Genomic DNA, 24,912 nt, shown 5'->3' with positions numbered 1-24,912 from the left:
TTTCCCTATGTTTTCGTATCCTGATTATATGAAATGTACATTTTTCTTTATGTAGCTGAATAGTTATCATTTCTGTGTAAAATGAATTGGATCTTTTCTTTGTCCTCTTTTATTTCGTTAAGTATCCAAGAATCTTCGTTTTCACCCTGCTCCAGAATCCAGTTCCTTTTAGGATCAACCAATAGTTTTTTGATGTTCCGCGGAAATGCATTGGCCGAACGGGCTTTTTCCCAAATGCTTATCGTTCTAAATATTTCATATTTCTGAGGACAACTTTCTACCTCTTTTTGGTTCAACTCTAAACTATAGGTAGTGCCAAGGCCTACAGATATGGCTTGTATATGTGAATATTGTTCAACTGTTGAGTTGGCATTGATCGCAAAATTACGGCCCATACCAACAGGGAAGAAATTGGCATATGTCACATCCCTAAGGTCTTTACCCTGACTGGTACTGCTGCCCCATTCTCTGGTCTCTACATCATATAAATTCTTTCCTCCTCCTACATTCCATATACTTTGATAATGCCATGAACCCTCCGATAAAGTGGCCCCAGTAAAGCGAATGGGCGGGATTCCATGTGCCGCTGCTCTTTCAAACATTTTTCGAAAAAATCGTTTTGCGGAATAGTATCCATGGCCGTTGTTAAACAAAAACTCCTGTCCATCAAAGTCATAATAACCCAGTCCATTGATGAAACATACATCTGCGTAGTATGCTGCAATTTTGTCCTGAAGTTCCATATTGGGAATCAGTCCATCATAACCGTAATTTAAAGTTACCTGCAACTTGTAAATGGTGTCATTTGCAGCGTGGTGGAGAGCCTTTGTTCCCCAATACCCACGTTTTACATTTAAAAGCCTGTAGGGTTTGCTTTCTGAAACGCCCAGATAATAAATGAGTTCCTTGCCGATTTTTATCATATTCAAATTCTCCGCATGGCCTTCCCAACTTGCGATTTCATCCAAATGTGTTGGATCATCTACCACAATAAGGGTGTCGTCGGGGCTGATGGAGTTTACCAACAATCGTTTTTGCTGGTAACAAAGGCTATCGCTTGGGATTGGGCTGGCATCTTTGGTCCCAGGAGCTAGTGCAGTTGTAATGGTAGTTCTACCAATTGTAATCCCATATTTGGCTGCCATTTCGGAAAATTCCTTGTGGGATTTATTTCCAGAGCTGAGCTGTATAGGTTTTCTCTCAAAATCGCTCCCATCAATATAGCCTCCATTTCCTCGATCAGGTCTGACGAATCCTTGGTCATACATACTGATTGTCTTAAATCCCATTTGGGAAGTATAGGAGATGATGCTGTCATTTAAGCCTCCGTGGGTCATGGCATCTGGCACAAAAGCAGAAGGATCTTTCACCCATTTTTCATTAATGGTAGGGTAGGGCAAGCCTTCTGACAATACAATGTTTTGAATAACATCCATCAAGGCAAGGCTGTCTGGACTGCCCCACAATGCAATTGAGGAGCCGATATAATCAATGCCGGGCAATGGTTGAACTTCCAAATGATTAGGCGTATTCACTGCCATATTGGGAATCAAAGAATAATAGACCTCCCTTTTTTTAGTCCGATCTCTTGACTGGTAATTTATGGAGATTCTTCCTTTGTCGTCAACTGTAGCCGCATTGCCATACATTATTCTGAAGTAAGGTTCTTTGTGGGCATAAAAAGCCACATCGTTGATGCCATCTCCACCAAGCGTGAAAACCTGGCCTTCATGCAAGGAGTCAGGTAAGGGGTAAATTGAAGGGTCAGGGGAATGAATAATGTACTGAAATGGAGCGGCATCGGCTTTGGTTTCTGAAGTGCCTCCCAGTGTGTTGTCATCCAGGGCAAGCATTCCAATGGCGTAATTGACCAATTCGCTGCTGTCTCTTGCAACGCCGATGATTTCACCAAAAAGGTTGGTGATATTGGTGTGGTAAGGACCCCATTGTACACCTTCAATGCCTTCGGATTGGCTAAGGGATTCAAGGGTGAATTTGAAATATTTGTTTTTCGTTTCCAGGCTAATTTGGGCCACAGAGCCATTGGAGAAATCAAGTGTTATTGCATTTTCTGCCTCATTAAATATTGCCTTAATTGGCTTATAATATACTTGCTTTTCACCATCATAAAGGCACATTAAAGGAGAAGGTTTATCTGCTGGGCTAAATTCCCGATGTGGAGACAGGGTATTGTTTTTCATGCTGGTGATAAAGCCCTTGTCATCAATCTTGATTTCAAAATACAAGGTACTAAAATTACCCTGTTCCTTGTTTGAACAATTGCTTATCAAAAAAATGAGAAGTAGCCATCCGGTAAAGTGTCTAAAATTATTGCCAATCATAATGTAATTCTTAATTAATCGGGTTACTTTGAAAGAAAGTGGTTGTTCAGTAATCATCTGCCCTCTAGCTCTTGGCTTTTTCACGTTTACTTATTAAAAATAGCTTGTCGTTTTCGTTTTTAGCCAGTTTTATTGCCAAGTCCAAATGCTCCGTTTGCTTTTTCGGATCTATTCCATTGTATAACTCAGCTAGAAGGGAATGGTAAAGATGGTTCTTCTTTAAGTCTATTTTCAGAGCTTCCTTCAATGCCGTCACCTTACTTTCAGCCATAGCCAAAGCATAGGTCCTGTTTAAGGCCGTAATGGGTGAGTATTCGATTAGCAGTAGACGGTTGTAAAATTGTAGAATGTTATTCCATTTATCTTTTTCGGCCACTTTTATTCTTGAATGCCAAAAAGCTATCCCTGCCTCCAAATGATATTTTGATATCTGTTCGCTTTTTGCTGAATAGCGAAGGTAAGTTTCGCCTTTTTGAATTAGCTCAGCGTCCCACTTTGTTTTGTCCTGTTCTTTATAGATGACCTGCTGTCCGGACTGATCAAGCCTTGCGTCAAATCTCGATGAATGAAAACAGAATAATGCCATCAATGCGTTCGCTCTTGGGACATTGGTTTTCTCATTTTCGGTCAGGATGTAGAGTAGGCGCATTGCTTCCAAACATAGGTCTTTACTGAGTGAATTGGAAGATGTGGAGGAATAATAGCCCTCATTAAATAGGAGGTATAATATTGAAAGCACATTGTCCAACCTGTTTTCCAGACTTGAGTTCGAGGGAAAGGACAAGTCTATATTGTTTTCCCGCAAAGCTGTTTTTGCCCTATAGAGTCTTTTGTTGATTGTATCCTTTGAACATAATAAGGCATTGGAAATTTCTTCCACGCCAAAACCACAAAGTATTCTTAAGGCAAGAGCGATTTGTAATTCATTGCTATTAATAGGATTGCAAACAGCAAATAACATTTGTAATTGGCTGTCATTGATGTTTTCTTCCGAAAGGTCAAGCTCCAATTCGTAGCTGGTTGATTGATTGTGCTTTAGGTCGTTGGATATTTTCTCGTTGAAAATTTTTGTTCTCTTGAAATAATCCCTCGTTTTGTTTTTGGCAACAAAATACAACCAAGCTGTAGGCTCTTCAGGAATACCCTTAAGTCCCCAAGTTTCGCTTGCCAAAAGAAAAGTATCATTAACAATGTCCTCCGCGATTTCAATGTGGGCTATTCCAAACAATTTACAGAGTACAGAAATGATTTTCCTGTACTCTGTTTTGAATAAATGAGGAATGAGTTCCTTTTCTTGCATAGCCAATTATACACCAAACTGTGTTAGATGATGGTCCAGATCCTTATAATAAAAGTTGTTCCATCCATTACACTTAATTCTACAAATCAGTTGAATACCATTACATCCCTAATTTCAACCTTTCCGCCCATTAAAAGCGTTGGGCAACCTTCGGAAAGTTTAACAGCATCGGCAAGGTTATCGGCTTTTACAATAATATAACCACCAACGATTTCTTTTACTTCAGCATAGGGTCCATCGCTGACTACTCCGTTGGTATTTATAGTTTGGCCTTCATAGCCCAACGCATTGGTGCTAACGAATTTTCCTTGTGCAGCAATTCCTCCAATCCAATCCTGCCATTGTTTGACCATTGCTTGCATTTGCTCTGGGGATGGTTGAGGCTGATCAGCTTTCTCATTTCTGAAAATCATCATAAATTCTTTCATAATTTCTATAGTTTTTAATTTATACCTCTATGACGATTGAACTTCATTAGATAGGACATCGCGTGCACTTTTTTTGCGAGTAAATTTTTTTAACACTTGTTTAATGGTTAAGCTAGGTGAGGTAGCTGTTTGATTTTTTTGGGTAATCTATATTCAAAATAATAATTTATGTACACGGAGGTGCTTGTGTTTTTGGGTGTCTAAAATACTAATTATCAATAAGGTACTGTATGGTAAATTTGCTTTTCTAAATAATAATACTCAATTTCTTCATGATTCCTTGACTGAAATTTTCAATCAAGGGGAAAACATAGCAACTGAGTAAAAGCGTTTAAGCCGTATAAAAGTAATTATCCTAAAGAAATATAGTTTTAAAATAATACTAGTGATAGAAGAAAAAAGGTTAAACGCACTCAGGTATAAATCGGTTTTTCATTGAATTCAACATGTTAATCCTATAAAGATCATGAAAAAATCTAAATTCAAGGTGAACTTTAGGGAAAATCACCTAGTGGCTGTGCCGGAGTTCAGGAACCTTTGCACAAACCTTTACGAAAGGCCATGCTTAACGCTACTAAAGGTGGGGGAAACACAACCTTATTCGATGCGGCCAAATAGTTAGTGAAACGCATTGAATAAGGTTTAAATGATATAAACCTTAAACTGAGTATTTACAGAAAAATCGATGAGAGTATGGAAGAATATTATAAAAGCTTTCCTCCCTTTTAAAAGCATTTATAAGCTTCTCTATAGGTTATAGGTAATTGTTCAAAAAAAAATCTACTTATGAAAACGGGGGTTTTTCTATTATTCACTATCTACTTAATCGTTCCAGCGCTAAATGCACAAACATTTACAGGTAGTTTTGATTTAGTCGTTAACCATTATTATCCTAATGGAAATGAACGTGTTGATACAATCTCTTATTTTTTCGGTAGGGATAAAACGGCAATTATCATTTATGGAAAAAGAAGAGACCCTGACATGCGCATGGTATTTAGCCCGATGGATTCTACCATTACGAATCTTTTTGAAATGAATGGAAAGAAAACTGGCTACATCCTGCCTATGGATGAAAAACATTGGCCAGGTATGCAATATGCATTGCGCCCATATAATGCAGGGCCTCGGAAAAAACTGAATTATACTGGAAATGAAACCACATTAGAAGGGTATCATTGTCGAGAGGTTTTAGCTGACAATGGGGAATATTCTGCTACAATTATGCTTGCAGAGGATATAAAATTATCTATGTCTAGTGTATTTAGTTATCAAAGTGTAGGTGCGGGTAAGTCCCAAGATGAATCGGGTCTATTTGACAAATTTGGTGTTCAAGAGTTGCCATTACAATTAAATTTAAAAAGCAAAGAGGAGAAAGCCAATGTAATAATTCGTGTGGTTAATTTTAATAATAATTTTCCTGATACTATTTTTAGTACCGAGGGCCATTCATTAAGTAAAGTAGAATAATTAATTCCCTAAAAACCCGAGTTCGCCTTAAGGTCTTTTAAAAAAAGACTAAATCGTCACAGGCAACCTTTTTTTTGGGATTATTGAAGTTACAAGTGACCAATAGTGCGGTTCTGTTTGGGATTTTTCAATTTCACCAACTAATTGTATTTCCCATTTGAATCAATTGCATTTTTTATATGGGCCAAATGGTGGTTACAATGCCAGGCATAATTCCCAATGGTTTCTGCCAGATTGAATTTTTCTCCGTGTTCGGGGTGTATAAATTCCAACCTCATTTGTTTATCTGTAAGGCTTTTTAGAAGAATTATCCATTTTTTATGCAGTCCGCTTAATAAATTCAGAGAATAGCTGATGTCGTCATCTTTCGAATCAATCAATTCAGCCCACCTGTCTTCATAATAGGGTTTAATTATTGGCATATCTTCTGTTAGTGCCAGTTTAAATCGAATGAAGCTGTTCATATGGCTGTCACTGCAATGGTGTACTACTTGCTTTAAAGACCAACCACCTGGTCTATACCTCCAGTTGAGCTTTTCAATGGGGATATTATGGGTTAGGTTTTCAATCTTAGCTGGGAAATCTTCAATTTCACTAATCCATTTTGTAATTAAATCACTATTAGGGCTTTTATTGGGTATATATTCTCCAATGGGGAATTTGAGTTTTTGGATATTCATGGTGGTTGATTGGCTATAGTGTACAATGATTGTAAAATAAAGAATAGCATTCCGAAAGGTGCATTGGCTTTATTAGTAGACCGCACAAGGGCGCTAGAAAACGAATTTAAAATAAAAATTTAACCCTTCCTACGGCTAAGATGATTGTAGGGATTTCTCAAAATTAAGTGAAAATTTTTAGTGTGATGTGAGTTGAAGGGAGGAAGGGATAGGATTTTTCGACTCATCGGAAAGCCTTGCTTTCGTAGAGAAGTCAGGTTCATTGGGGATTTTGCTGCATAATAGATTGAGGATTGCCTATTTTGGCTTCAAATCCCCAAGGCATATTTTAGGGATAAATAGGAGAAAATGGTTTTTATTTTTATTTTTGGTACAATGACAGATGAAAAAGAAAAACAGCCAAATAATCCTTTGCACGGAATCCGACTAGTGGATGTCTTAGATTATTTGGTACAAAAATACGGTTTTAAGGAATTGGGAGAGCGGATTAAAATTCGCTGCTTTACAAACAATCCAACACTCAAATCTTCTTTGACTTTTTTAAGAAAAACGCCATGGGCAAGGGAAAAGGTAGAGGAGCTTTATATAATGACTAAGAATAGAGAATCAGCGAACTGATTTTTCCAATGCAGATAAAGGCAATATTGTATTTTTATCACGGGCATTGACCAATTATGGAAAAAAAAGCTGGTACAGTGGTCAAATACCATTAAAAATCAGTATACTATAAAAGACTTTTACATTTTTATTAAAAGAGAAGTTCATAATTTTAAACCTAAAATAGATCAATTCATAACAGATGACTATGAAATCACCAAAAAATGAGAATCAGGAGAATTCCAGACGTTCTTTTATTAAGAATGCTGCGATAGCTTCTTCAATTGCGTTCGTTCCCAGGCATGTTTTGGGTGGCGTAGGATTTACGGCTCCTAGTGACCAGTTGAATATAGCAGCCATTGGAGCTGGAGGTAAAGGTGCCAGTGACATTAAAAATGCTTCAGTTAACGGTAGAGAGCGAATTATAGCATTGTGTGATGTAGATTTCAACGGATCTGCAAAACGCTCCGTTGAAAACTTCCCTAAAGCCAAGCTTTATGCAGATTTCAGGGAAATGCTGGACAAAGAAAAGGACATTGATGCGGTAACCATTTCTACTCCCGATCATGTTCATGGTCCGGCAGCTTCTTATGCCATGCAAAGAGGAGTGCATGTGTATGTGCAAAAGCCAATGACTCATAATATTCAGGAAGCCAGAATGCTCACGCAAATGGCTAGAGATAAGAAAATTGTAACCCAAATGGGAAACCAGGGTGGTTCTAATCCGCTTTTGAACATGGTTCAAGGTTGGATCGATAGTGATAAAATTGGTAAGGTATCTAAAGTACAGGTTTGGACCAACAGACCTGTATGGCCTCAAGGAATTCCATTTCCTAAACCAGAACCTTCCAAAAAACCTGACAATTTAAACTGGGACCTGTGGTTAGGCCCTGCAGAATACATTCCTTACACCCCAAATCTTCATCCATTCAACTGGAGAGGCTGGTGGGATTATGGAACTGGTGCTTTGGGAGATGTGGGATGTCACTTGATTGATATACCTTTCAGAACATTAGGATTGAAGTATCCAACTGATGCTGAATGTAGTGTAGCTTCTATCTACACAGATATGTGGACAGCAGATTATTACCCAAAAAGTTGTCCACCAGCTTCATTCATTACCCTTCATTTTGATGCTACTACCAAAAGTAGGTCGCCAATAGAAATGACCTGGAGTGATGGAGGTATCAAACCATCTCATCCGGATATTATCCCTGCTGACAGTGATATTGGAGGAAGAGACAGTGCCAATGGTGTATTGATAATCGGAGAGAAAGGAATCATTTCTACCAATATAAATGATAGCTCTCCATTGATGCCTAAGTTGTATTTGAATGATGGAACAACTGACTTTGGTCCTGAAGTTGAAAAATCAGATGAACCAGAATATGGTCACCAACGCAAATGGGTGGATGCTTGTAAAGCAGGATTCAATAGCCCTGAACACAAAGCGTTAACGTCCTCTTTTGACTATGCAGGTCCAATGACTGAAACAGTCTTGATGGGTAACCTTGCCACTAGAAGTTATATGCTTCAAAGAGAAAATAGTGCAGGTAAAGCTGAATTCTTCGGAAGGAAAAAGCTATTGTGGGATGGTGAAAACATGAGAATTACCAACTTAGAAGAAGCCAACCAATTTGTAGGTAGAAATCACAGAGAAGGATTTAAGGTTTGATTCAAGTAATCTTATATAAATATTAAAAAATGCCACCTTTTATTATAAGGTGGCATTTTTTTTAGGCGAAATTTAGCGCTAGTTTTATCTCAAGAAATAAATCCAGACTTTACCAATGTTAGCCCAAGGTATTTATACAATTCAATACCCAGTAATTTCTTTCAGTAAATTGAAGAACCCTCTTTTCCTATCCGAAGAGATAGACCAATCTACAGGCATACTTTGGTAGCCTTCCTCGAAGCCATCATCTTTCATACGGAAATCAAAATAACCCCATGAAGCATAGGAGGAGACAGAAGCGATCATGTTATTGTAATCTTTGTCAAAATCAAAATGGTCATCCTCATTAAAGAGTATAGGCATTTTATGATAGCCCTTTACAGCTCTGGTTTGGGCTACCATCTCTTCGATCATTTTAGGCTCAGCAACCCCATTTCCATGAATTAAAATAAAGTCAGCGGCTTGAACTACATTGGGTAGGGGAATAAACCTACCACCATAGCTGGTGCTGACGTAGTACCTGTATCCATTCCTTTCAATGGATTTAGCTCTTAATATCAGTTCATGAACCCTTTCCGGTTGTAAGATTTTGTGAACATACCTGACATTGCACTCATTATTGATTTCAATGATTACATTTTTATAATTGTGATCATGAAGCCAATTGATGGTAAGGTCTACTGCTTTGATTACAGCCGCCTCGTTCTCAAGCCTATGGTCTTGACCAAAATAAAACAACCCCAAAATGGGCACCATCTCAAGTCGATCTGCCTCATCGAGTACTTTCTTTAACCGTGCCATGTAGGCCGGTCTTAACTCCCCCTGGGCTGTAAAAGCTGAGTTGTGCCAAGGCTGGTTTTTGCTGTATCCTTCAGGGCTTCCACCTTGAAGGTTAATGGTAAAAGAAAGCAGTCCGTGCGCTTTCCAATCATTCATGTGCTGCACAAATTCTGAGGTGTTTCTATCTGCATCCCATTTACCTGTGTCAGGATATTTCCACCTCTCGATTGTTTCTGGGTTCAAGTCGTCAAATACGCCTTGCACCATTCGGGCATTCATTAATAGTCCCTCGATTTTCAGCCCCTTCCATTTTTGACCGGCATAGGTAGGCTTTCCATTAATATAAAACTTCTCTCCCTTTATTTTTACCTTGGTTTGAGAATAAGAGTGTGAAAAGGAGAATAAAATAAGCAAACCCATTAAAGTGCTCACTGATTTTCTCCAGTGGAGGATGTTTCCTAGATGGCTCATACTTCATTTGGATCTGGGTGCATAAAAGGCGCTCGGTATTTTCTGGTTAAGAGTCGCGTGGCTTCTTCGTCACCGACAATTACTCTCTTCTGAGGATCATAAGTCAATGGCCTTCCTAATTTCATAGACATATTGGCCATGATACAGCTGGCGGTAGAAATATGCCCTTCTTCAATATCAGCAACAGGTCTTCCACCCTGTTCAATAGCTTGAATAAAGTTTTTCATGTGGGCCCTAGTAGCTGGTGCAGCTTGAAGTTCAATGTCCTTTTCCTTGAGGTCTTCAGGGTACTTTTCTTTTTCAAAAACCACATCACCCTTTATGGTCTCGCCTTTACCTTGTGGAATAAATTCATATTTCATAACGGAGGCTTTTAGGGTGCCTTTGTCTCCATAGATTATATAGGCCCATGGGTATTCTGGGTCTTGAGGAGTTCCCCAGGAGCGATGGTTCCAAACACAATCCAAGTCATCGTAGTGAAAGGTAGCTGTTTGGGTATCTGCAATGGTAGATTTACCCCCTTTTTGAACGTATATGCCACCAGTAGCATATACACTTTTTGGCCAACCCAATCCAAGCGTCCATCGAACCGCATCAAACATATGAACACACATGTCACCAGTGATTCCATTGCTGTATTCCATCATGGTGCGCCACCATCTTCTATGAGGAAGACCGTCAAAAGGCCTCATAGGGCCAGGGCCTACCCATAGGTCATAGTCGAAAAAATCAGGTACGGGTTGAATTTCAGGGCTGCCATTGGCTCTCATATGATAATAGCAACACATTTCCGCATGAGAAACTTTACCTAATAACCCTTTATCAACAATGTTCTTTTTCGCTTCAACAAGGTGAGGTGTACTTCTTCTTTGGGTGCCTATTTGCACCACTTTATTGTGTTTTCTGGCTGCAGCTAAAATTGCTTCACCTTCCATTACATCCACACTAATGGGTTTTTGTAGGTATACATGTGCACCGGAGTGGATGGCATCTATTGCATGAAGTGCATGCCAATGATCAGGACTTCCTACCAAAACAATATCAAGCTCATTTTCATCGAGCATTTTCCGGTAGTGCTTGTATTTTTTTGGTGTTTTACCTGACTTTTGTCTCTGACTTATCAGTTTGCCTGCCTCATCTAGTAAATGGGAATCAGGGTCAGCTATACCTATAACATCTATGTCTGCCACTTGGATAAGTCTGAAAAGATCACTTTTCCCATACCATCCAGTGCCAATCAATCCTACTTTGTATTTTTTAGCCTTTGCGGAGAAGGCCATTGATGGCACTCCTACACTGGCCAAGGTGGCAAAAGCGGTGCTTCCTTTGATAAATTTTCTTCGGTCTAACTTTAATGGGTTCATTTATTATATGGAGTTTGTCTACATTAAAGATTCAATATATAAAAATTATCCCTCAGAGAAAGTCTTTCTTTCTTGAATAATGAAATTTTAGAGAAATTTCTTTCAAAGGGGAATTACTTGTGGTAATTTTCAGGAATAACAATATATACCTCAACCAAATCAAATTTTAATGATGCAAAAAGCAACCATTTTTCTATTTTTTGTGATTATATCTTTGCTTTCACAATCAGTGTACAGTCAGGCAAATAGCTCGTTTTTGGATCCTCCTAAGGTGTTTCCGTTTTCAGAGTATGAATCCCGGCATAACTTGGAGAGCCGAAAGTTTTCAGGTATTTCTTCCTTAGCTATTGATGAGAAAAATGGAGATTTTTATGCAGTCTGGTACGCAGGGATTAGTCCCGATGAAGATGAAAATAACTATGTCGTTCTTTCCTCTAGCTCAGACAAAGGAGAGACTTGGAATGAAATGTTAGTTGTAGATCCCGATGGTGGAGGGATGGTGAGAGCATTTGACCCTGAAGTTTGGGTAGACCCATTGGGTAAGGTGTGGGTGTTTTGGGCACAAGCAGTGGATAAAGACGCGAAAATAGGTGGAGTATGGGCCATTATTGGAGAAAAGTCCGGTAACGGGCCAATTGAATGGGCTGCCCCAAGAAGATTGACGGATGGAGTGATGATGTGTAAACCATTCGTAATGAACGATGGAAATTGGGTTTTACCGGCATCTACCTGGAGGGAAACTGATAATAGCGCTAAAATGGTAGTCTCAAATGACCAAGGAAAGACCTGGAAGGTACGTGGAGGAGTGCATGTACCCAAAGAATTCAGGTCTTTTGATGAGCATCACTTTATTGAAAAAAATGATGGTAAACTATGGGCACTGTTAAGGACAAAGTATGGGATTGGAGAAAGTTATTCTAGTGATTCTGGGAAGACTTGGTCTGACCTTAAGGAATCCCAATTAGCACATCCTAGTGCTAGATTTTTTATTCGCCGTTTACAATCAGGAAACCTACTATTGGTAAAACATGGACCAATTTCCATCAAAACCAAAAGAAGTCATTTAATGGCATTTATCTCTAAAGATGATGGAGCAACTTGGTCAAGAGGGCTTTTGTTGGATGAAAGGATTAATGTCTCTTATCCTGATGGGCAACAAACTGCTGATGGTACTATTTATATTACCTACGACCGCAATAGAACAATTGACCAACAGCTTTTAATGACCCATTTTAAAGAGGAGGACATTTTTAATGAGGCTTACGATGAACAAATGGTGGAAATTTATAATAATAGAAGAATCATCAGTACGAAAAAAGATTAGTTGATTGATGAATACCTTTAATTGGTTTTGGATTGTATTAATTACTATAGCGCTTTTTGAGTCGAGTATAGTATTTGGTCAAGAGCGCTATAGGACAGTCCTTGATTCTCCTTGGGAGCGTCATACCATTGATGATTCTTCATTGGGTTCGGATGGCACTAAATTTTCAGATGTCAATAATGATGGAAAGCTTGATCTGATTACAGGTTGGGAAGAAGGAGGTATATCGCGTATTTACCTGCAGCCTGATAATACCAAAGAAAAGTGGCCATATATAACCTTGCCCTCTCCTGATGTGGAGGATGCTTTTGTTTCAGATCTAAATGGGGATGGTTTTATGGATTTGATCACCTTGTCTGAAGGAGATCACCAGCGGATTACGATTCATTGGGCACCTGCTGATGCAGCGGATTATTTAGATGCCCAAAAATGGATTTCTAAAGATATCCCTATTACAATAGGTAAAACGAAGTGGATGTTTGGACGACCTATTAATTTGGATGGGAAAAATGGTTTGGACCTGGTAGTGGGATCTAAGGATCCAAATGGAACTTTGGGATGGCTGGAAGCACCTGAAAATCCCCTAATAATGGAAGATTGGAAATACCATGAGATCTCTAGCCTAAGTTGGGTAATGTCCATAGAGCTTTTGGACATGAATACTGATGGGGAAGTGGATGTGGTGATTACAGATCGAAAAGGAGATTTGCGAGGTTTGAGATGGCTGGAAAACCCAGGGAGAAATTCTTTAACCAATGTCTGGGAAAATCATTTTTTAGGCATCAGAGATGGGGAACCAATGTTTATGGATTTCTATGAAGCCAAAAAGAATCAAAAAGAAATTAATTTTATTGTTCCGGTAGTTCAGCATGGATGGGAGCATTTTGTGAAAAACGAAGAGGTATGGGAGCATTACACTCTGCAATTCCCTGACTTTGTAGGGGATAGGGCTAAATCTGTAAAAATAGGAGATATCAATGGTGATGGATTGCTGGATTTGACCGCAACATTTTCAGAATCATTAGGTAAATCCGGAGTAATCGCAATGATGAATTTCCAAACTGACTTGCCTTACTTTATAGATATTAGTGGAAAGGAAGGTGTAAAATATGACTTTATACTTTTGAAAGATTTAGATGGAGATGGAGATTTGGATTTGATTACATCCGAGGAGACTGCAGCGGATGGATCAAAGAAAGGTTTGGGCGTAATTTGGTATGAAAACCCGATCAAATAAAATGTTTACCATTACTGTTTTTTTTTAAGTAATATAGGCCTGATTATGGGGAAATCGAGTAATACTCCCAATGGTTAGTCTAATATTTACTGAAATATAATAAAACCAAATAACTAATTATAAAATACTGACTGATAATGAGCAAAGAGATATACCTGATTGCCAGTGGCGATTTAAGACTTTCAGCCAATCAAACTTGTTGGCCTGCACAAAAAGAAATGGAAGACAGTCTCCAGGGAGTTTTTGATGACCTGGGAATTAAAGTCATCAGGGCACATAAAATTGATGAAAAAAAAGGTCATGGTTTTATCGATTCCCAAAAAATGGGAATGGAAGTATTTAGAAATATAGATCCCGAGAAACCATTAATCGTAGCAGAGAGTGTATGGCAGTTTTCCCACCATGTATTGGCAGGATTGACTACGCACAAAGGACCTATTTTGACCATTGCCAACTGGAGTGGTCAATGGCCTGGTTTAGTAGGAATGCTTAATCTCAATGGATCCCTAACCAAAGCTGGTGTGCCTTATTCTACGATATGGAGCAAGGATTTTAAAGACAGTTTCTTTTTAAATGGATTTAAAGAATGGTTGGAATCTGGGAAAATTTCTCATGATCTAAGCCATGTAAAAGCCTTTGACCCAAGCAGTATTCCAGCCAAAGCTTTGGAAACAGGAACTTCACTTGCCAAGGAATTTAGAAAAAACAAAGCCATAATGGGCGTGTTTGATGAAGGTTGTATGGGCATGTTTAATGCCATTATCCCTGATCATTTGTTGCACAAAACTGGTCTTTTCAAAGAAAGGTTAAGTCAGTCCACTTTGTATGCAGCCATGCGAAATGTTTCTACAGAAGAAGCCGAAGGTGTATTGCAGTGGTTGTTAGACAAGGGTTTAACTTTTAATTGGGGAACCAAACCAGAAACAGAACTTACAAAGGAACAAACCCTTGAGCAATGCAAAATGTATGTGGCTGCACTTAGGTTGGCCAATAAGTTTGGCTGTGACACTATAGGTATTCAATACCAGCAAGGGCTTAACGAACTAACTCCGGCCAGTGATTTGGTAGAGGGTTTGTTAAACAATACAGAAAGACCTCCAGTGCTTGATGAGCAGGGAGATGAAATAATTGCAGGTAAAGCACTCCCTCATTTCAATGAAGTGGATGAATGTGCAGGACTTGACAGTTTGCTAACTTACAAACTTTGGGAAAAACTTGGTTTGGTAGGAGACAATACCCTTCATGATTTAAGGTATGGAGAAAACTTCACAGTAAACGGCAAGGAAGAATTTGTATGGGTTTTCCTTATTTCAGGCGCAGCACCTCCGTCCCATTTTACAGGTGGATTTAAAGGGGCGAGCAGTGACAGGCAACCACCTATGTATTTTCCATTAGGTGGAGGAAGTTTAAAAGGAGTAAGCAAACCTGGCCATATCGTTTGGAGTCGGGTTTTTGTGATGGATGACCAATTGCATTGTGATCTTGGTACAGGAAGGGTCGTAGAACTTCCTGAAGAAGAAACTCAAAGAAGGTGGGAGATGACCACTCCTGAGTGGCCTATTATGCACGGTGTATTGGATGGTGTGAATCGCGATCAAATGATGGCAAGGCACAAGGCAAATCACATTCATGTGGTTTATGCAAATGATAAAGACAGTGCGCTTGAAGCATGCTATGCAAAGGCAGCTGCAATGAATGAATTGGGAATCAAAACGTCACTTTGTGGCCTTTAATATGAGAAAAACCACACTTACAGTACTTGCATTAACAGCTGGACTAATGCTGAATTCCTGCGGAGGAAGCAATGAAAAAAAGGCTGAAGTCCAAGAAGATGTTCAATTGGAACCAAATGACATCACTGGAAATTATCATCTTCCGGAAAAACAAAAAGTAGGCGAAGGTCCATTGGTACACGCTGAACTTATCTATCCATTGGATGATAGACCTACACCTCAAGTTCACGCTTCTACATTGGTGGAAACTCCATCAGGAATAGTAGCGGCTTTCTTTTCAGGAACACATGAAAAAAACCCTGATGTAGGAATTAGGGTGACTCATTTGGAGAATGGAAAATGGACAAGACCTGTAGAAGTAGCAAATGGGGTTCAAAATGCAAATTTGAGGTATCCCACTTGGAATCCAGTATTGTTTCAGCCTAAGGATGGTCCTTTAATGCTATTTTACAAAGTAGGTCCTGACCCTAGAACTTGGTGGGGCATGTTGATCACCTCGGATGATGATGGTAAAACTTGGTCTGAGCCTAGAAAGCTTGGGGAAGATCCAGCCATTGGTCCTCTTTTAGGCCCAGTAAAAAACAAGGCTGTTCAACTTGAAGATGGAACTATAATCGCTCCAACAAGTACAGAGTTTATAAAAGATGAGGACACCTTCTGGATGGTTCACTTTGAAATCAGTAAAGACAATGGGAAGACTTGGGAGGTTGTAGGACCTATCAATGATGGAGTCGAGTTTGATGCGATTCAGCCTAGTATATTGTTTCACCAAGACGGATCGCTACAGATTTTATGTCGTACCCGTCAGGATGTGATTTCAGAAAGTTGGTCTACTGACAACGGACAAACCTGGTCTCCGATGAAGGCCACTTCACTGCCAAATCCTAATTCGGGTACAGATGCCGTGACTTTAGCCGATGGAAGACAACTTTTGATCTATAACCATAGTACCAAAGAAGGAAAAGAGCCTAAAGGAAGAAATATGCTGAATTTGGCCATTTCTGATGATGGAAAAAACTGGACACCGTTTATGACTCTTGAAAACGAGCCCAACGAATCAGGTTATAGCTATCCAGCCATTATACAAAGTAAGGATGGAATGGTACACATGACTTATACTTACGATAGAAAGACGGTTAAGTATGTGGTTGTAGACCCCAGTAAAATTTAATACAGACATAATAAACTAGACTGTTGCAGGTATTTAATCCAATACCCAATTACATACATATTTAAGAAATGCATAGAGATTTAAAAAAAGAGCCATTGAGAGGGGTAATTCCTCCAATGGCTACCCTTTTGCTGGACGATAATCAGCTAGATAAAGAAGGAACTGCCCAACTAATAGAGCATCTTATAGCTGGTGGAGTTCATGGTATTTTTATTCTTGGTACTACCGGGGAGTGTACCAACATTTCTTACCAATTAAGGAGAGAGCTAATAACCTTGTCTTGTGAGAAAGTAAATGGAAGAGTTCCCGTATTGGTTGGGATTACGGATACTTCTCTAGAAGAGAGTCTGGCTTTAAGCCGTTTGTCAAAAGAAGCAGGCGCTGCAGCAGTAGTAGCAGCTCCACCTTATTATTATGGCTTAGGAGAAAGTGAGTTAATAACTTATTTCAATAAGCTTGCCGATGCCTTACCGCTTCCATTGTACTTGTACAATATGCCCTCGCATACCAAAACAATGATGACGCAAAAAGCTGTTTTGGAATTGTCCAAACACCCTAATGTTTATGGGCTTAAGGACAGTTCAGGACAAGCTGTGTTTTTCAATGCCATGATTTATGCTTTCAGGAATAGACCTGATTTCACCTTACTTGTTGGACCTGAAGAAATGATGGCTTCCACAGTTTTGATGGGTGGAAATGGTGGCGTAAGTGGTGGGGCCAATGTCTTCCCGAAACTTTTTGTAGACCTGTATAATGCTGCTGACAAAGGAGATTTAAAAGAGGTTGCAAGACTTCAGGAAATGGTGATGGAATTGGCCGATGAAATTTATGCCATGGGCTCTTATGGTTCTAGTTTCCTTAAAGGATTAAAGGCTTCCATGTCTATCATAGGAATCGGCAGTGGCTACCTGGCTACACCGCTATCAGCATTCGATAAAGATCAAATTGAAGTAATTAAGAAGAAATTGACTGGGCTCGCAGCCTATAAACAGTACATATAACCCCATTTATGCCATAGCTTTTAAAATCCGTAGTGAAGCTAATATAGAAGCCGTCAATTGTTGTAGGTTTAACTCTTCCCCTTAGTCTGATTTTTATTTAGTCACTTGGAATTAAGAATGCTATGGCATAATCAGTTTAAAAGCCTGAAATAATCATTTAAAAAGTAAAAAGAATGGATTTATCCCTTATTGATTTAGTTGTATTTTTGTCCTATATGTTGGCTATAATCCTTTTTGGAGCCTCCTTTTATTTCAAAAAGCGGTCTGCAGACGATTATATTACAGGAGGAGGCCGATTGCCTTCCTGGGCCATAGGGATGTCCATTTTTGCGACTTTTGTGAGTAGTATCAGCTTTTTAGCACTTCCTGGGAATGCCTATTTGTCCAATTGGAGTGGATTTGTGTTTAGCCTTTCCATTCCAATAGCAGCAATTTTAGCAGTCAAGTTTTTTGTTCCTCTTTATAGGGGAATAAAAAATCCTTCGGCCTATTATTACCTTGAAACTAAGTTTGGGCCATGGGCTAGGACCTATGCTTCTATATGTTACTTGTTGACGCAATTGGCAAGAATGGGCGCCATAATGTACTTATTGGCTTTGCCAATGAATGTCATGTTTGGTTGGAGTATTCCTGTCATCATCATCATTACAGGGGTAAGTGTACTTATTTACTCGATTATGGGTGGATTTGAGGCTGTGATCTGGACAGATGCCATTCAGGGGATAGTGCTTATAACAGGTGCATTGGCTTGTTTGTTGATCATTATGTTCTCTATGCCAGAGGGGCCTAGACAAGTATTCACTATCGGAGCTGAGCATGATAAGTTTAGCTTGGGTAGTATGGGTTTTAGCTTGTCTGAGAGTACTTTCTGGGTGATATTGATTTATGGGCTATTTATAAATTTACAGAATTTTGGTGTTGATCAAAATTACGTACAACGGTACCTTAGTGCCAAATCAGATAAGGAAGCAGTGAAGTCAACCTTGTTGGGGAGTCTTTTATATGTACCTGTTTCATTATTGTTTTTCTTTATCGGGACAGCACTTTTTGCTTACTACCAGGCGATGCCAGAGTTATTGCCGGAGGCATTTAGCGGGAAAGATCAGGCTGACAAGGTTTTTCCTTATTTTATAGTAAGTGGTTTACCTGTTGGGATGACAGGATTGCTTATTGCTTCGATTTTTGCGGCAGGTATGAGTACTATTTCTACAAGTATAAACAGTTCTGCTACTATTATACTTACTGATCATTATAAGAAATACATTTCACCAGAGGTAGGCGGAAAAGCTGAAATGAGAGTTTTGCTTTTCTCTTCATTTGTTATGGGGCTATTGGCTATTGTAGTGGCCATTGCATTCAATGGTGTGCAAAGTGCATTGGATGCTTGGTGGGCCTTGTCAGCAATATTTAGCGGAGGTATCCTTGGTTTGTTTTTACTTGGATTTATTGGTAAAAATATCAAACAAAAATACGCTGCTATAGGAGTAGCCCTAGGTGTCCTAGTAATAGGCTGGATGAGTTTGTCTCCTGTCTTACTAGAGGAAGGCATGAAGTTTAGAAGTACTTTTCACGCCAATCTGACAATTGTATTTGGTACTGTCGTCATCTTTTTGGTTGGCTTTCTATTCTCTGCTATCGCCAATAGAAAAAGCTAATCACTGCTAATAATAATATTATCAGACTTTAATGTTGATTTACTCTTTTTGAATTCCTCTTGAAGAGTAAATCAGCATGCTGATAATGATTAACAAAATAAATAAAACAGCGTATTCAAATTGTAACCAAATATCAGATCGAGCTTTGATTCGATAACTAAGATTGGTCAGTTTTTGGCCTTCTAATAATTGAATTTTGGACAGTTCTCTAAGATCATTGAATACACGCTCAAAATCCGAATTGAATCTTTGAACACTGGTTTCGTAATTTTTTTGCGTAGCCACCTGATCACTGAAATAACTCTGTATTTCTAACTTTTCTGAGACCAAATGTTTGAAATCATTAAGATATTTTTCTTCCTTGGGAGTGAGATAGGTGCGTTCAAAGCCTGAGATAATCGCAAGGATTTGCTCATGATAGTCCACTACCTGGTTTTTCACTGATAAATATTGCTCTATAGATTCAGTATTGGCAACCAATAAGCGCATTCTAAAGAGAAGCTCTGTGATATTAAAAATATAGTCTTGAACCACCAACCTGTCTTCATAAACTGTCACAAAGGATGCTTCTAACTCATCTACATTGCTTTTGTCAACCAGACTTTTAGCGAAAATGAGAAATAAAACAAGAATTAAGGCAATGGCGATTTTTGTCTTGAATGCAAAGAAGGTTTTTCCTGTCATATTTCCTTAACTAAAGATTTATATATAATTAACCGGTTTTATAGGTTTGTTTTTAAATGATTAGGTACGTGTACCGTCTTAATTAAATCAATGTATTAAATAAGTCATTAATTTCTGATTTATCAATGAAAGAGAATAATATTTCTATCCCTTAGATGTAGGCAGAAGGTAATGTGAAAGTGAAATTAGTACCTACACCTTTCTCACTATATACCTTCACTTCACCTCCATTTTTCGAGATAAAATCTTTGGTAAGTTTCAAACCTAAACCAGTTCCTTTCTCTCCCTCCGTTCCATATTGTGGCTTTCCTCCCAGTTCTTTTGAAAAAAGATTGTTTAATGCCTCTTTAGACATGCCAATGCCATTGTCTTTAATAGAAATTTCCCAAAAATCATAGCCATGTCTTTTACTTGAAATTACTATTTTACCTCCTTTGTTCGTAAATTTCAAGGCATTGTTCATAATGTTTCTTATAATAAGGTTGATTTGATCCTTGTCAGCAAAGCAAATGGTGTTCTCCTCTAATTCATCAATGATTTCTATCTTTTTACTCTCAGAAATGGGTTCGTTTAAATCGATGTTCTCTTCTACAATTTTATGAATGGAAATGGCAACAGGATCTGTCACAATTCCTTTCATTTGCCCTTTGGCCCAGTTAAGTAAATTGATAAGGGTAAAATGAACTTGTTCTACCTCATTCCGCAGTTGTTTTGCAACTGTCAAAAACTCATTTTGACTTAACTTTTCATCCATCACATATTGCATTAGCCCTTTTAAGCTGTTAATAGGGCTTTTTAGGTCGTGACCTACAATGCTGAAGAGCTTGTCTTTTGTCTCATTTACTAAGAAAAGTTGGTTGGTTATTTGCTCGTTTTCATTTTTTTGTTGCAGTAGCTTTTTATTTAATATCTCCAATTCATTCTTCTGACGAGTGACAAAAGCTTTGGCTTTTATTTGTGATTTTATTGATCTTATAGCTAATATGAAAGCGATTAACAATATTACAAGAATGATAGTAACTCCAATGCGGAAGTTTTTCTCCATCCTCTTATCATTTAGAAGTTCCTTTTCTATTTGGATTTGAAGGAACTCAGCTTCCTTTCTGTCAAATTCATATTTTTCACTAATCTCTTGAATTAGTTTCTCAGTTTCTAGATTTACGATACTGTCTTGGTAAGCTTTATGTAATTTGAAATGATAGAGCGCCTGAGTGTTATTGTTCTCCATCTCATAAACTTGGCTAAGCAGGAGATGACTTTTGTTGATATTGCTCTTGATATCGCTTTCCACAAAAATGGTTAAGCTTTTCTGAATATTTTCTTTGGCCTGCCTTAGCCTTTTTAGATTCATTTGTGCTTCACCAATACCAAGTAAATCATAACCTATGCCTACCTCATCGCCCCTTTCTTTATCGATAAGGAGCGCTTTTTCAAAATAGGCCAAGGCCTCATTATATTCTTCTTTAATTAATAAAATTTCAGCGATATTGAAATAGCTTACAGATATTAGTTGCCGGTTGTTTATTCTTAAACCTAACTTCAAAGCTGCATTGAATTGCTTTTTGGCTTCATCTAAGTCGCCTTTTTCTTTATTTATAAGGGCTATATTAATTCTTGAGGAAGCAATTCCTGTATTGTCTTTAAATTCTTCCCTAATTTTTAAGGCTCGGGAATGATAGTCCAAAGCCTTGTCCAAATCACCAAAATCCATAAAAACCAAACCTAGGTTATTCAAAGTTTTGCTTTGTTCCAATTTGGATAAGTGTTCTTCTTTAATCCCCAGGGCTTTTAAATAATAGATGACAGCATCGGAGTAATTGCCTCTTTCGTAATTGTTAAGCCCTATGCTATTGTAAATATTAGCCAATCCCAACCAATATTGGTTTTTCTCAGCGATAGACAAGCCCTCCTCGAAATAATTCATGGCCTGATCGTACTCTCCCTTAACATTGTGGTAAGCGCCGATATTTCTATAGGCATCAACCTTTCCTATGGCATAGCCTATTTGTTCGCTTGCCTTCAAGCTTTTCATTGCCAGTAAAAAGGTGCTATCCGGATTTATATTGTAGTAGCGTTCACCTAGGCGGTTCAATTGGTCTATATATTCAAAATTAGGAGTGAAATTCTCGTAATTTTCGATGGCTTGTATTTGATCTATTTGGCTGCGGAGTGTTTCGGTCTGAGCAAATATGGAATGCGTTGCAAATACTACTGAAAATGCGACAGAAGTAGTGAAAAAAAATTTTAAATTTAAAAGCGCAGTCAATGGTATTTCTGTTTTATTAGTAGTAAGCGAATTCCAGTTTTTATCAATCCATCTTGTACAATCGATAGATATTTTGATTTGCAAGTTTTCAGATGCCTTGAATTGACAAGGTCAAATAATTCCCATTGTACTTTTATTAGGGATTTAACTACTATTAGTGGTGTTTAGTTTGTTATTTCCCTAGAATACGATGTAATCAATGAAAGGTGCCATCGTTTATTCTTTTTGGCACAAAACTCTTTCATGCTTTTAATAGATAGAAAGCATTATCAATTTGACTTTTCTAAGTGCAGTCATCTCCTGATTATAAGTCAAAAATCACTACTGTTGGTTAGGGAGCTATTTTTTGACTTATCGGATTAATGACAAAGTTATTGCTAAAATATTAATTTTTATATATTAATTAGCCAATTTTAGAGTTATAGTAACATTAATTTCTATAATTTATTTAATCTACTTAAATTAATTATTTAAGTTGTTGTCTGTTAAGCCATTGTGTTTTTTTTATTTTCTTACACTTGCTTTTATTAGGTACTTCTGTTTTAAAAAAACAAATATTTCCGATAGGTGGATAATGGCATTTCGATTGATTTTAGCCTTTTATTTTTTTGAATAAAAGTAATTTCTCAATAAGGTAAAGAAATGTTAATAGGGAAATAAAATCGCTTTTAAACTGAGTCTTAAAATGATAATCCAAATTCTGAACTTTGACTTTCCTTTATTATGGATTTTAATAGTAAGCTATTTTAAAAAAAATAATAAAGATAGGTTAGTGAGTAAATTTTTAAATGCTTGAAATTTATTTTTAGCTTTAAGGTTCAAAATTGAATATACAAATACAATGAAAAATACCAACCCAACCTCAACTGAAGCATGGAAAATGCTTTCTGATGCTACAGCAAAATCAATTGAATTAAAATCCTTATTCGGAAAAGACCCTCAGCGCTTCCAGAAATTCAGTGTCCGCTTCAATGATATCTTACTCGATTATTCCAAAAACCGAATAGATGAGGAAATTCTTTCTTCCCTTTTCGATTTGGCAAATCAGACCAACCTCAGTGAAGCGATTGAGGATATGTTTGTAGGCAAAGCCATTAATGGCACTGAAGGACGGTCAGTTCTTCATACTGCATTGAGAAACAGATCCAATGATCCCGTTTATGTAGAAGGAAAGGATGTAATGCCAAAGGTCAATGAGGTGTTGAATAAAATGAAGGTTTTCTCTGAGAAGGTCTCCAATGGAGAATGGAAAGGTTATACTGGTAAACCAATAGAATCCCTTGTCAATATTGGTATTGGAGGGAGCGATCTTGGTCCTGTAATGGTGACAGAAGCATTGAAACCTTATCAGCATTCGCATATTAAAACGCATTTTGTTTCTAATGTAGACGGTTCCCATATCACAGAGGTATTAAAACAGGTAAACCCTGAAACTACTTTGTTTTTTATTGCCTCTAAAACCTTTACAACTCAAGAAACAATGACCAATGCGCACACCGCAAGAAGTTGGTTTTTAGAGCATGCCGAAAATGAGTCGGAGGTAGCCAAACATTTCATCGCACTTTCTACTAATGGAAAGGCGGTTAGTGAGTTTGGTATAGACCTTGACAATATGTTTGAATTCTGGGATTGGGTAGGAGGAAGGTATTCCTTATGGTCCGCAATTGGCTTGACCATTGCTTGCGCTGTGGGCTTTGATAATTTCAGAAAACTCTTAGAGGGAGCTCATGACATGGACAAACATTTCAGAACAGAGTCGTTTGATAAAAACCTTCCTGTACTACTCGCATTAATTGGAATTTGGAACACCAACTTTCTTGGTGCTGCTTCAGAGACCATATTGCCCTATGATCAATACATGCACCGCTTTGCAGCCTATTTTCAACAAGGAAACATGGAAAGTAATGGCAAATATACAGATAGAGAAGGCAACAAAGTAAACTATTCAACAGGCCCTGTCATTTGGGGTGAGCCGGGAACCAATGGACAACATGCTTTTTACCAATTGATTCATCAGGGTACGCAGTTAATACCTTGCGATTTTATCGCACCTGCTCAAACGCATAACCCGGTGAGTGACCATCATGCCAAGCTAATGTCAAACTTTTTTGCGCAGACAGAAGCTTTAATGAATGGTAAATCTCTTGAAGAGGTTAAAGAAGAGATGAAAAAAGAAGGAAAATCTCCTGAGACAATTGAAAAGATTGCACCACACAGGGTTTTTGAAGGGAATAGGCCTACCAATTCCATTTTGGTTAAGAAAATAAACCCTTCCACTCTAGGCGCTTTAATTGCCATGTACGAACATAAAATATTTGTTCAAGGTGTGATTTGGAATATTTTCAGTTTCGACCAATGGGGAGTTGAGTTAGGTAAAGTTCTTGCGAAATCAATACTTCCTGAATTGAAATCTGATGAAGAGGTAAGCTCGCATGACTCTTCTACCAATGGGTTGATCAATGCATTTAAAGATTTCAGAAAAGCATAAGCTGATTCAGTCAATATTCATTCAATTGACTGTTTAGAAGAAAAAAACCTGTACTGACTGTTGTTAGTTTTTACAGGTTTTTTTTAAATCCATGGAAAGTGATTTATCACTTAATTAAACTCGGATTATGTAATAGGATTTCTCCGCCCTGACAATGTCAGGGGTGAAGCCTGTCCCGTGTTTACGGGAAGTGTTGCAATCGCAAGAAAATCAGGCTGTTTGGAGATTTTAGCATAGCACCGCTAT

At 38.1% G+C, this 24,912-nt stretch carries 18 protein-coding genes; 10 read left to right on the top strand and 8 right to left on the bottom strand.

Translation table 11 applies throughout. The annotated features are described in order from the left end of the window. Positions 1–47: 47 nt before the first annotated feature. From CA2015_RS01490 to CA2015_RS01480, 3 genes are all read right to left on the bottom strand, one after another. Entirely contained in the window at positions 48–2,426 is a 2,379-nt protein-coding gene (locus CA2015_RS01490; protein WP_205749792.1) for an SRPBCC family protein, read from the bottom strand. Continuing rightward, positions 2,407–3,642, bottom strand: coding sequence for an RNA polymerase sigma factor (locus tag CA2015_RS01485; protein WP_048640283.1), 1,236 nt, complete (start codon positions 3,640–3,642; stop codon positions 2,407–2,409). Before CA2015_RS01485 ends, CA2015_RS01490 begins: the two co-directional genes overlap by 20 nt. A gap of 86 nt (positions 3,643–3,728) precedes the next feature. Continuing rightward, positions 3,729–4,070, bottom strand: a complete 342-nt coding sequence (locus CA2015_RS01480) for a YciI family protein (protein ID WP_048640282.1) — start codon at positions 4,068–4,070, stop codon at positions 3,729–3,731. A 786-nt stretch (positions 4,071–4,856) separates the two neighbouring features. Here CA2015_RS01480 and CA2015_RS01475 point away from each other — a divergent pair. Continuing rightward, positions 4,857–5,540 carry a hypothetical protein gene (locus CA2015_RS01475; protein WP_048640281.1) on the top strand — a complete coding sequence of 228 codons (684 nt, stop codon included), beginning with the start codon at positions 4,857–4,859 and terminating at the stop codon, positions 5,538–5,540. Between the two features lie 140 nt (positions 5,541–5,680). On the opposite strand, the gene CA2015_RS01470 is transcribed toward CA2015_RS01475, so the two are convergent. Next, positions 5,681–6,220 (bottom strand): YfiT family bacillithiol transferase, encoded by a 540-nt coding sequence (locus CA2015_RS01470; protein WP_048640280.1) that lies wholly within the window; start codon positions 6,218–6,220, stop codon positions 5,681–5,683. 348 nt (positions 6,221–6,568) lie between these two features. On the opposite strand from CA2015_RS01470, the gene CA2015_RS01465 reads away from it, so the two are divergent. Together CA2015_RS01465 and CA2015_RS01460 are read left to right on the top strand one after the other, a co-directional pair. Next, positions 6,569–6,838 (top strand): VF530 family protein, encoded by a 270-nt coding sequence (locus CA2015_RS01465; protein ID WP_240477904.1) that lies wholly within the window; start codon positions 6,569–6,571, stop codon positions 6,836–6,838. A 187-nt stretch (positions 6,839–7,025) separates the two neighbouring features. Continuing rightward, a complete protein-coding gene (locus CA2015_RS01460) occupies positions 7,026–8,492 on the top strand; it encodes a Gfo/Idh/MocA family protein (RefSeq protein WP_048640279.1) in 1,467 nt (488 codons plus the stop codon). A gap of 141 nt (positions 8,493–8,633) precedes the next feature. Here CA2015_RS01460 and CA2015_RS01455 read toward each other — a convergent pair whose 3' ends face one another. Both CA2015_RS01455 and CA2015_RS01450 read right to left on the bottom strand, forming a co-directional pair. Beyond that, entirely contained in the window at positions 8,634–9,743 is a 1,110-nt protein-coding gene (locus CA2015_RS01455; protein ID WP_240477903.1) for a hypothetical protein, read from the bottom strand. Beyond that, complete coding sequence (locus CA2015_RS01450) at positions 9,740–11,107, bottom strand: Gfo/Idh/MocA family protein (protein WP_048640278.1); 1,368 nt, start codon at positions 11,105–11,107, stop codon at positions 9,740–9,742. The genes CA2015_RS01455 and CA2015_RS01450 overlap by 4 nt, the downstream gene beginning before the upstream one ends. 169 nt (positions 11,108–11,276) lie before the next feature. Here CA2015_RS01450 and CA2015_RS01445 point away from each other — a divergent pair, with 169 nt between their 5' ends. The 6 genes from CA2015_RS01445 (at position 11,277) to CA2015_RS01420 (ending at position 19,228) form a co-directional block, all read left to right on the top strand. Then, positions 11,277–12,431: a sialidase family protein gene (locus tag CA2015_RS01445; protein WP_048640277.1), complete on the top strand. Its 1,155-nt coding sequence runs from the start codon at positions 11,277–11,279 to the stop codon at positions 12,429–12,431. Between the two features lie 7 nt (positions 12,432–12,438). Then, the gene (locus tag CA2015_RS01440; protein ID WP_240477902.1) at positions 12,439–13,668 is read left to right on the top strand and encodes an FG-GAP repeat domain-containing protein; all 1,230 of its coding nucleotides are present in this window, start codon (positions 12,439–12,441) and stop codon (positions 13,666–13,668) included. 137 nt (positions 13,669–13,805) lie between these two features. Next, the gene (locus CA2015_RS01435) at positions 13,806–15,401 is read left to right on the top strand and encodes a fucose isomerase (protein WP_048640275.1); all 1,596 of its coding nucleotides are present in this window, start codon (positions 13,806–13,808) and stop codon (positions 15,399–15,401) included. Between the two features lies 1 nt (position 15,402). Then, positions 15,403–16,572: a sialidase family protein gene (locus CA2015_RS01430; protein WP_053086629.1), complete on the top strand. Its 1,170-nt coding sequence runs from the start codon at positions 15,403–15,405 to the stop codon at positions 16,570–16,572. 68 nt (positions 16,573–16,640) lie between these two features. After that, entirely contained in the window at positions 16,641–17,573 is a 933-nt protein-coding gene (locus CA2015_RS01425; protein WP_048640274.1) for a dihydrodipicolinate synthase family protein, read from the top strand. A gap of 173 nt (positions 17,574–17,746) precedes the next feature. Next, positions 17,747–19,228 carry a sodium:solute symporter gene (locus CA2015_RS01420; protein WP_048640273.1) on the top strand — a complete coding sequence of 494 codons (1,482 nt, stop codon included), beginning with the start codon at positions 17,747–17,749 and terminating at the stop codon, positions 19,226–19,228. 39 nt (positions 19,229–19,267) lie between these two features. Here CA2015_RS01420 and CA2015_RS01415 read toward each other — a convergent pair whose 3' ends face one another. Both CA2015_RS01415 and CA2015_RS01410 read right to left on the bottom strand, forming a co-directional pair. Then, positions 19,268–19,912, bottom strand: a complete 645-nt coding sequence (locus tag CA2015_RS01415; protein ID WP_048640272.1) for an MCP four helix bundle domain-containing protein — start codon at positions 19,910–19,912, stop codon at positions 19,268–19,270. Between the two features lie 151 nt (positions 19,913–20,063). Then, complete coding sequence (locus CA2015_RS01410) at positions 20,064–22,262, bottom strand: tetratricopeptide repeat-containing sensor histidine kinase (RefSeq protein ID WP_048640271.1); 2,199 nt, start codon at positions 22,260–22,262, stop codon at positions 20,064–20,066. Positions 22,263–23,019: 757 nt separating this feature from the next. Here CA2015_RS01410 and pgi point away from each other — a divergent pair. Next, positions 23,020–24,666, top strand: coding sequence for a glucose-6-phosphate isomerase (gene pgi / locus CA2015_RS01405; protein ID WP_048640270.1), 1,647 nt, complete (start codon positions 23,020–23,022; stop codon positions 24,664–24,666). Positions 24,667–24,912: the final 246 nt, after the last annotated feature.

It is taken from the genome of Cyclobacterium amurskyense (genome assembly GCF_001050135.1).
GTDB lineage: Bacteria > Bacteroidota > Bacteroidia > Cytophagales > Cyclobacteriaceae > Cyclobacterium > Cyclobacterium amurskyense.
Note: the sequence above shows the minus strand (reverse complement) of the source record. Positions and strands in the feature narration are given on the sequence as shown.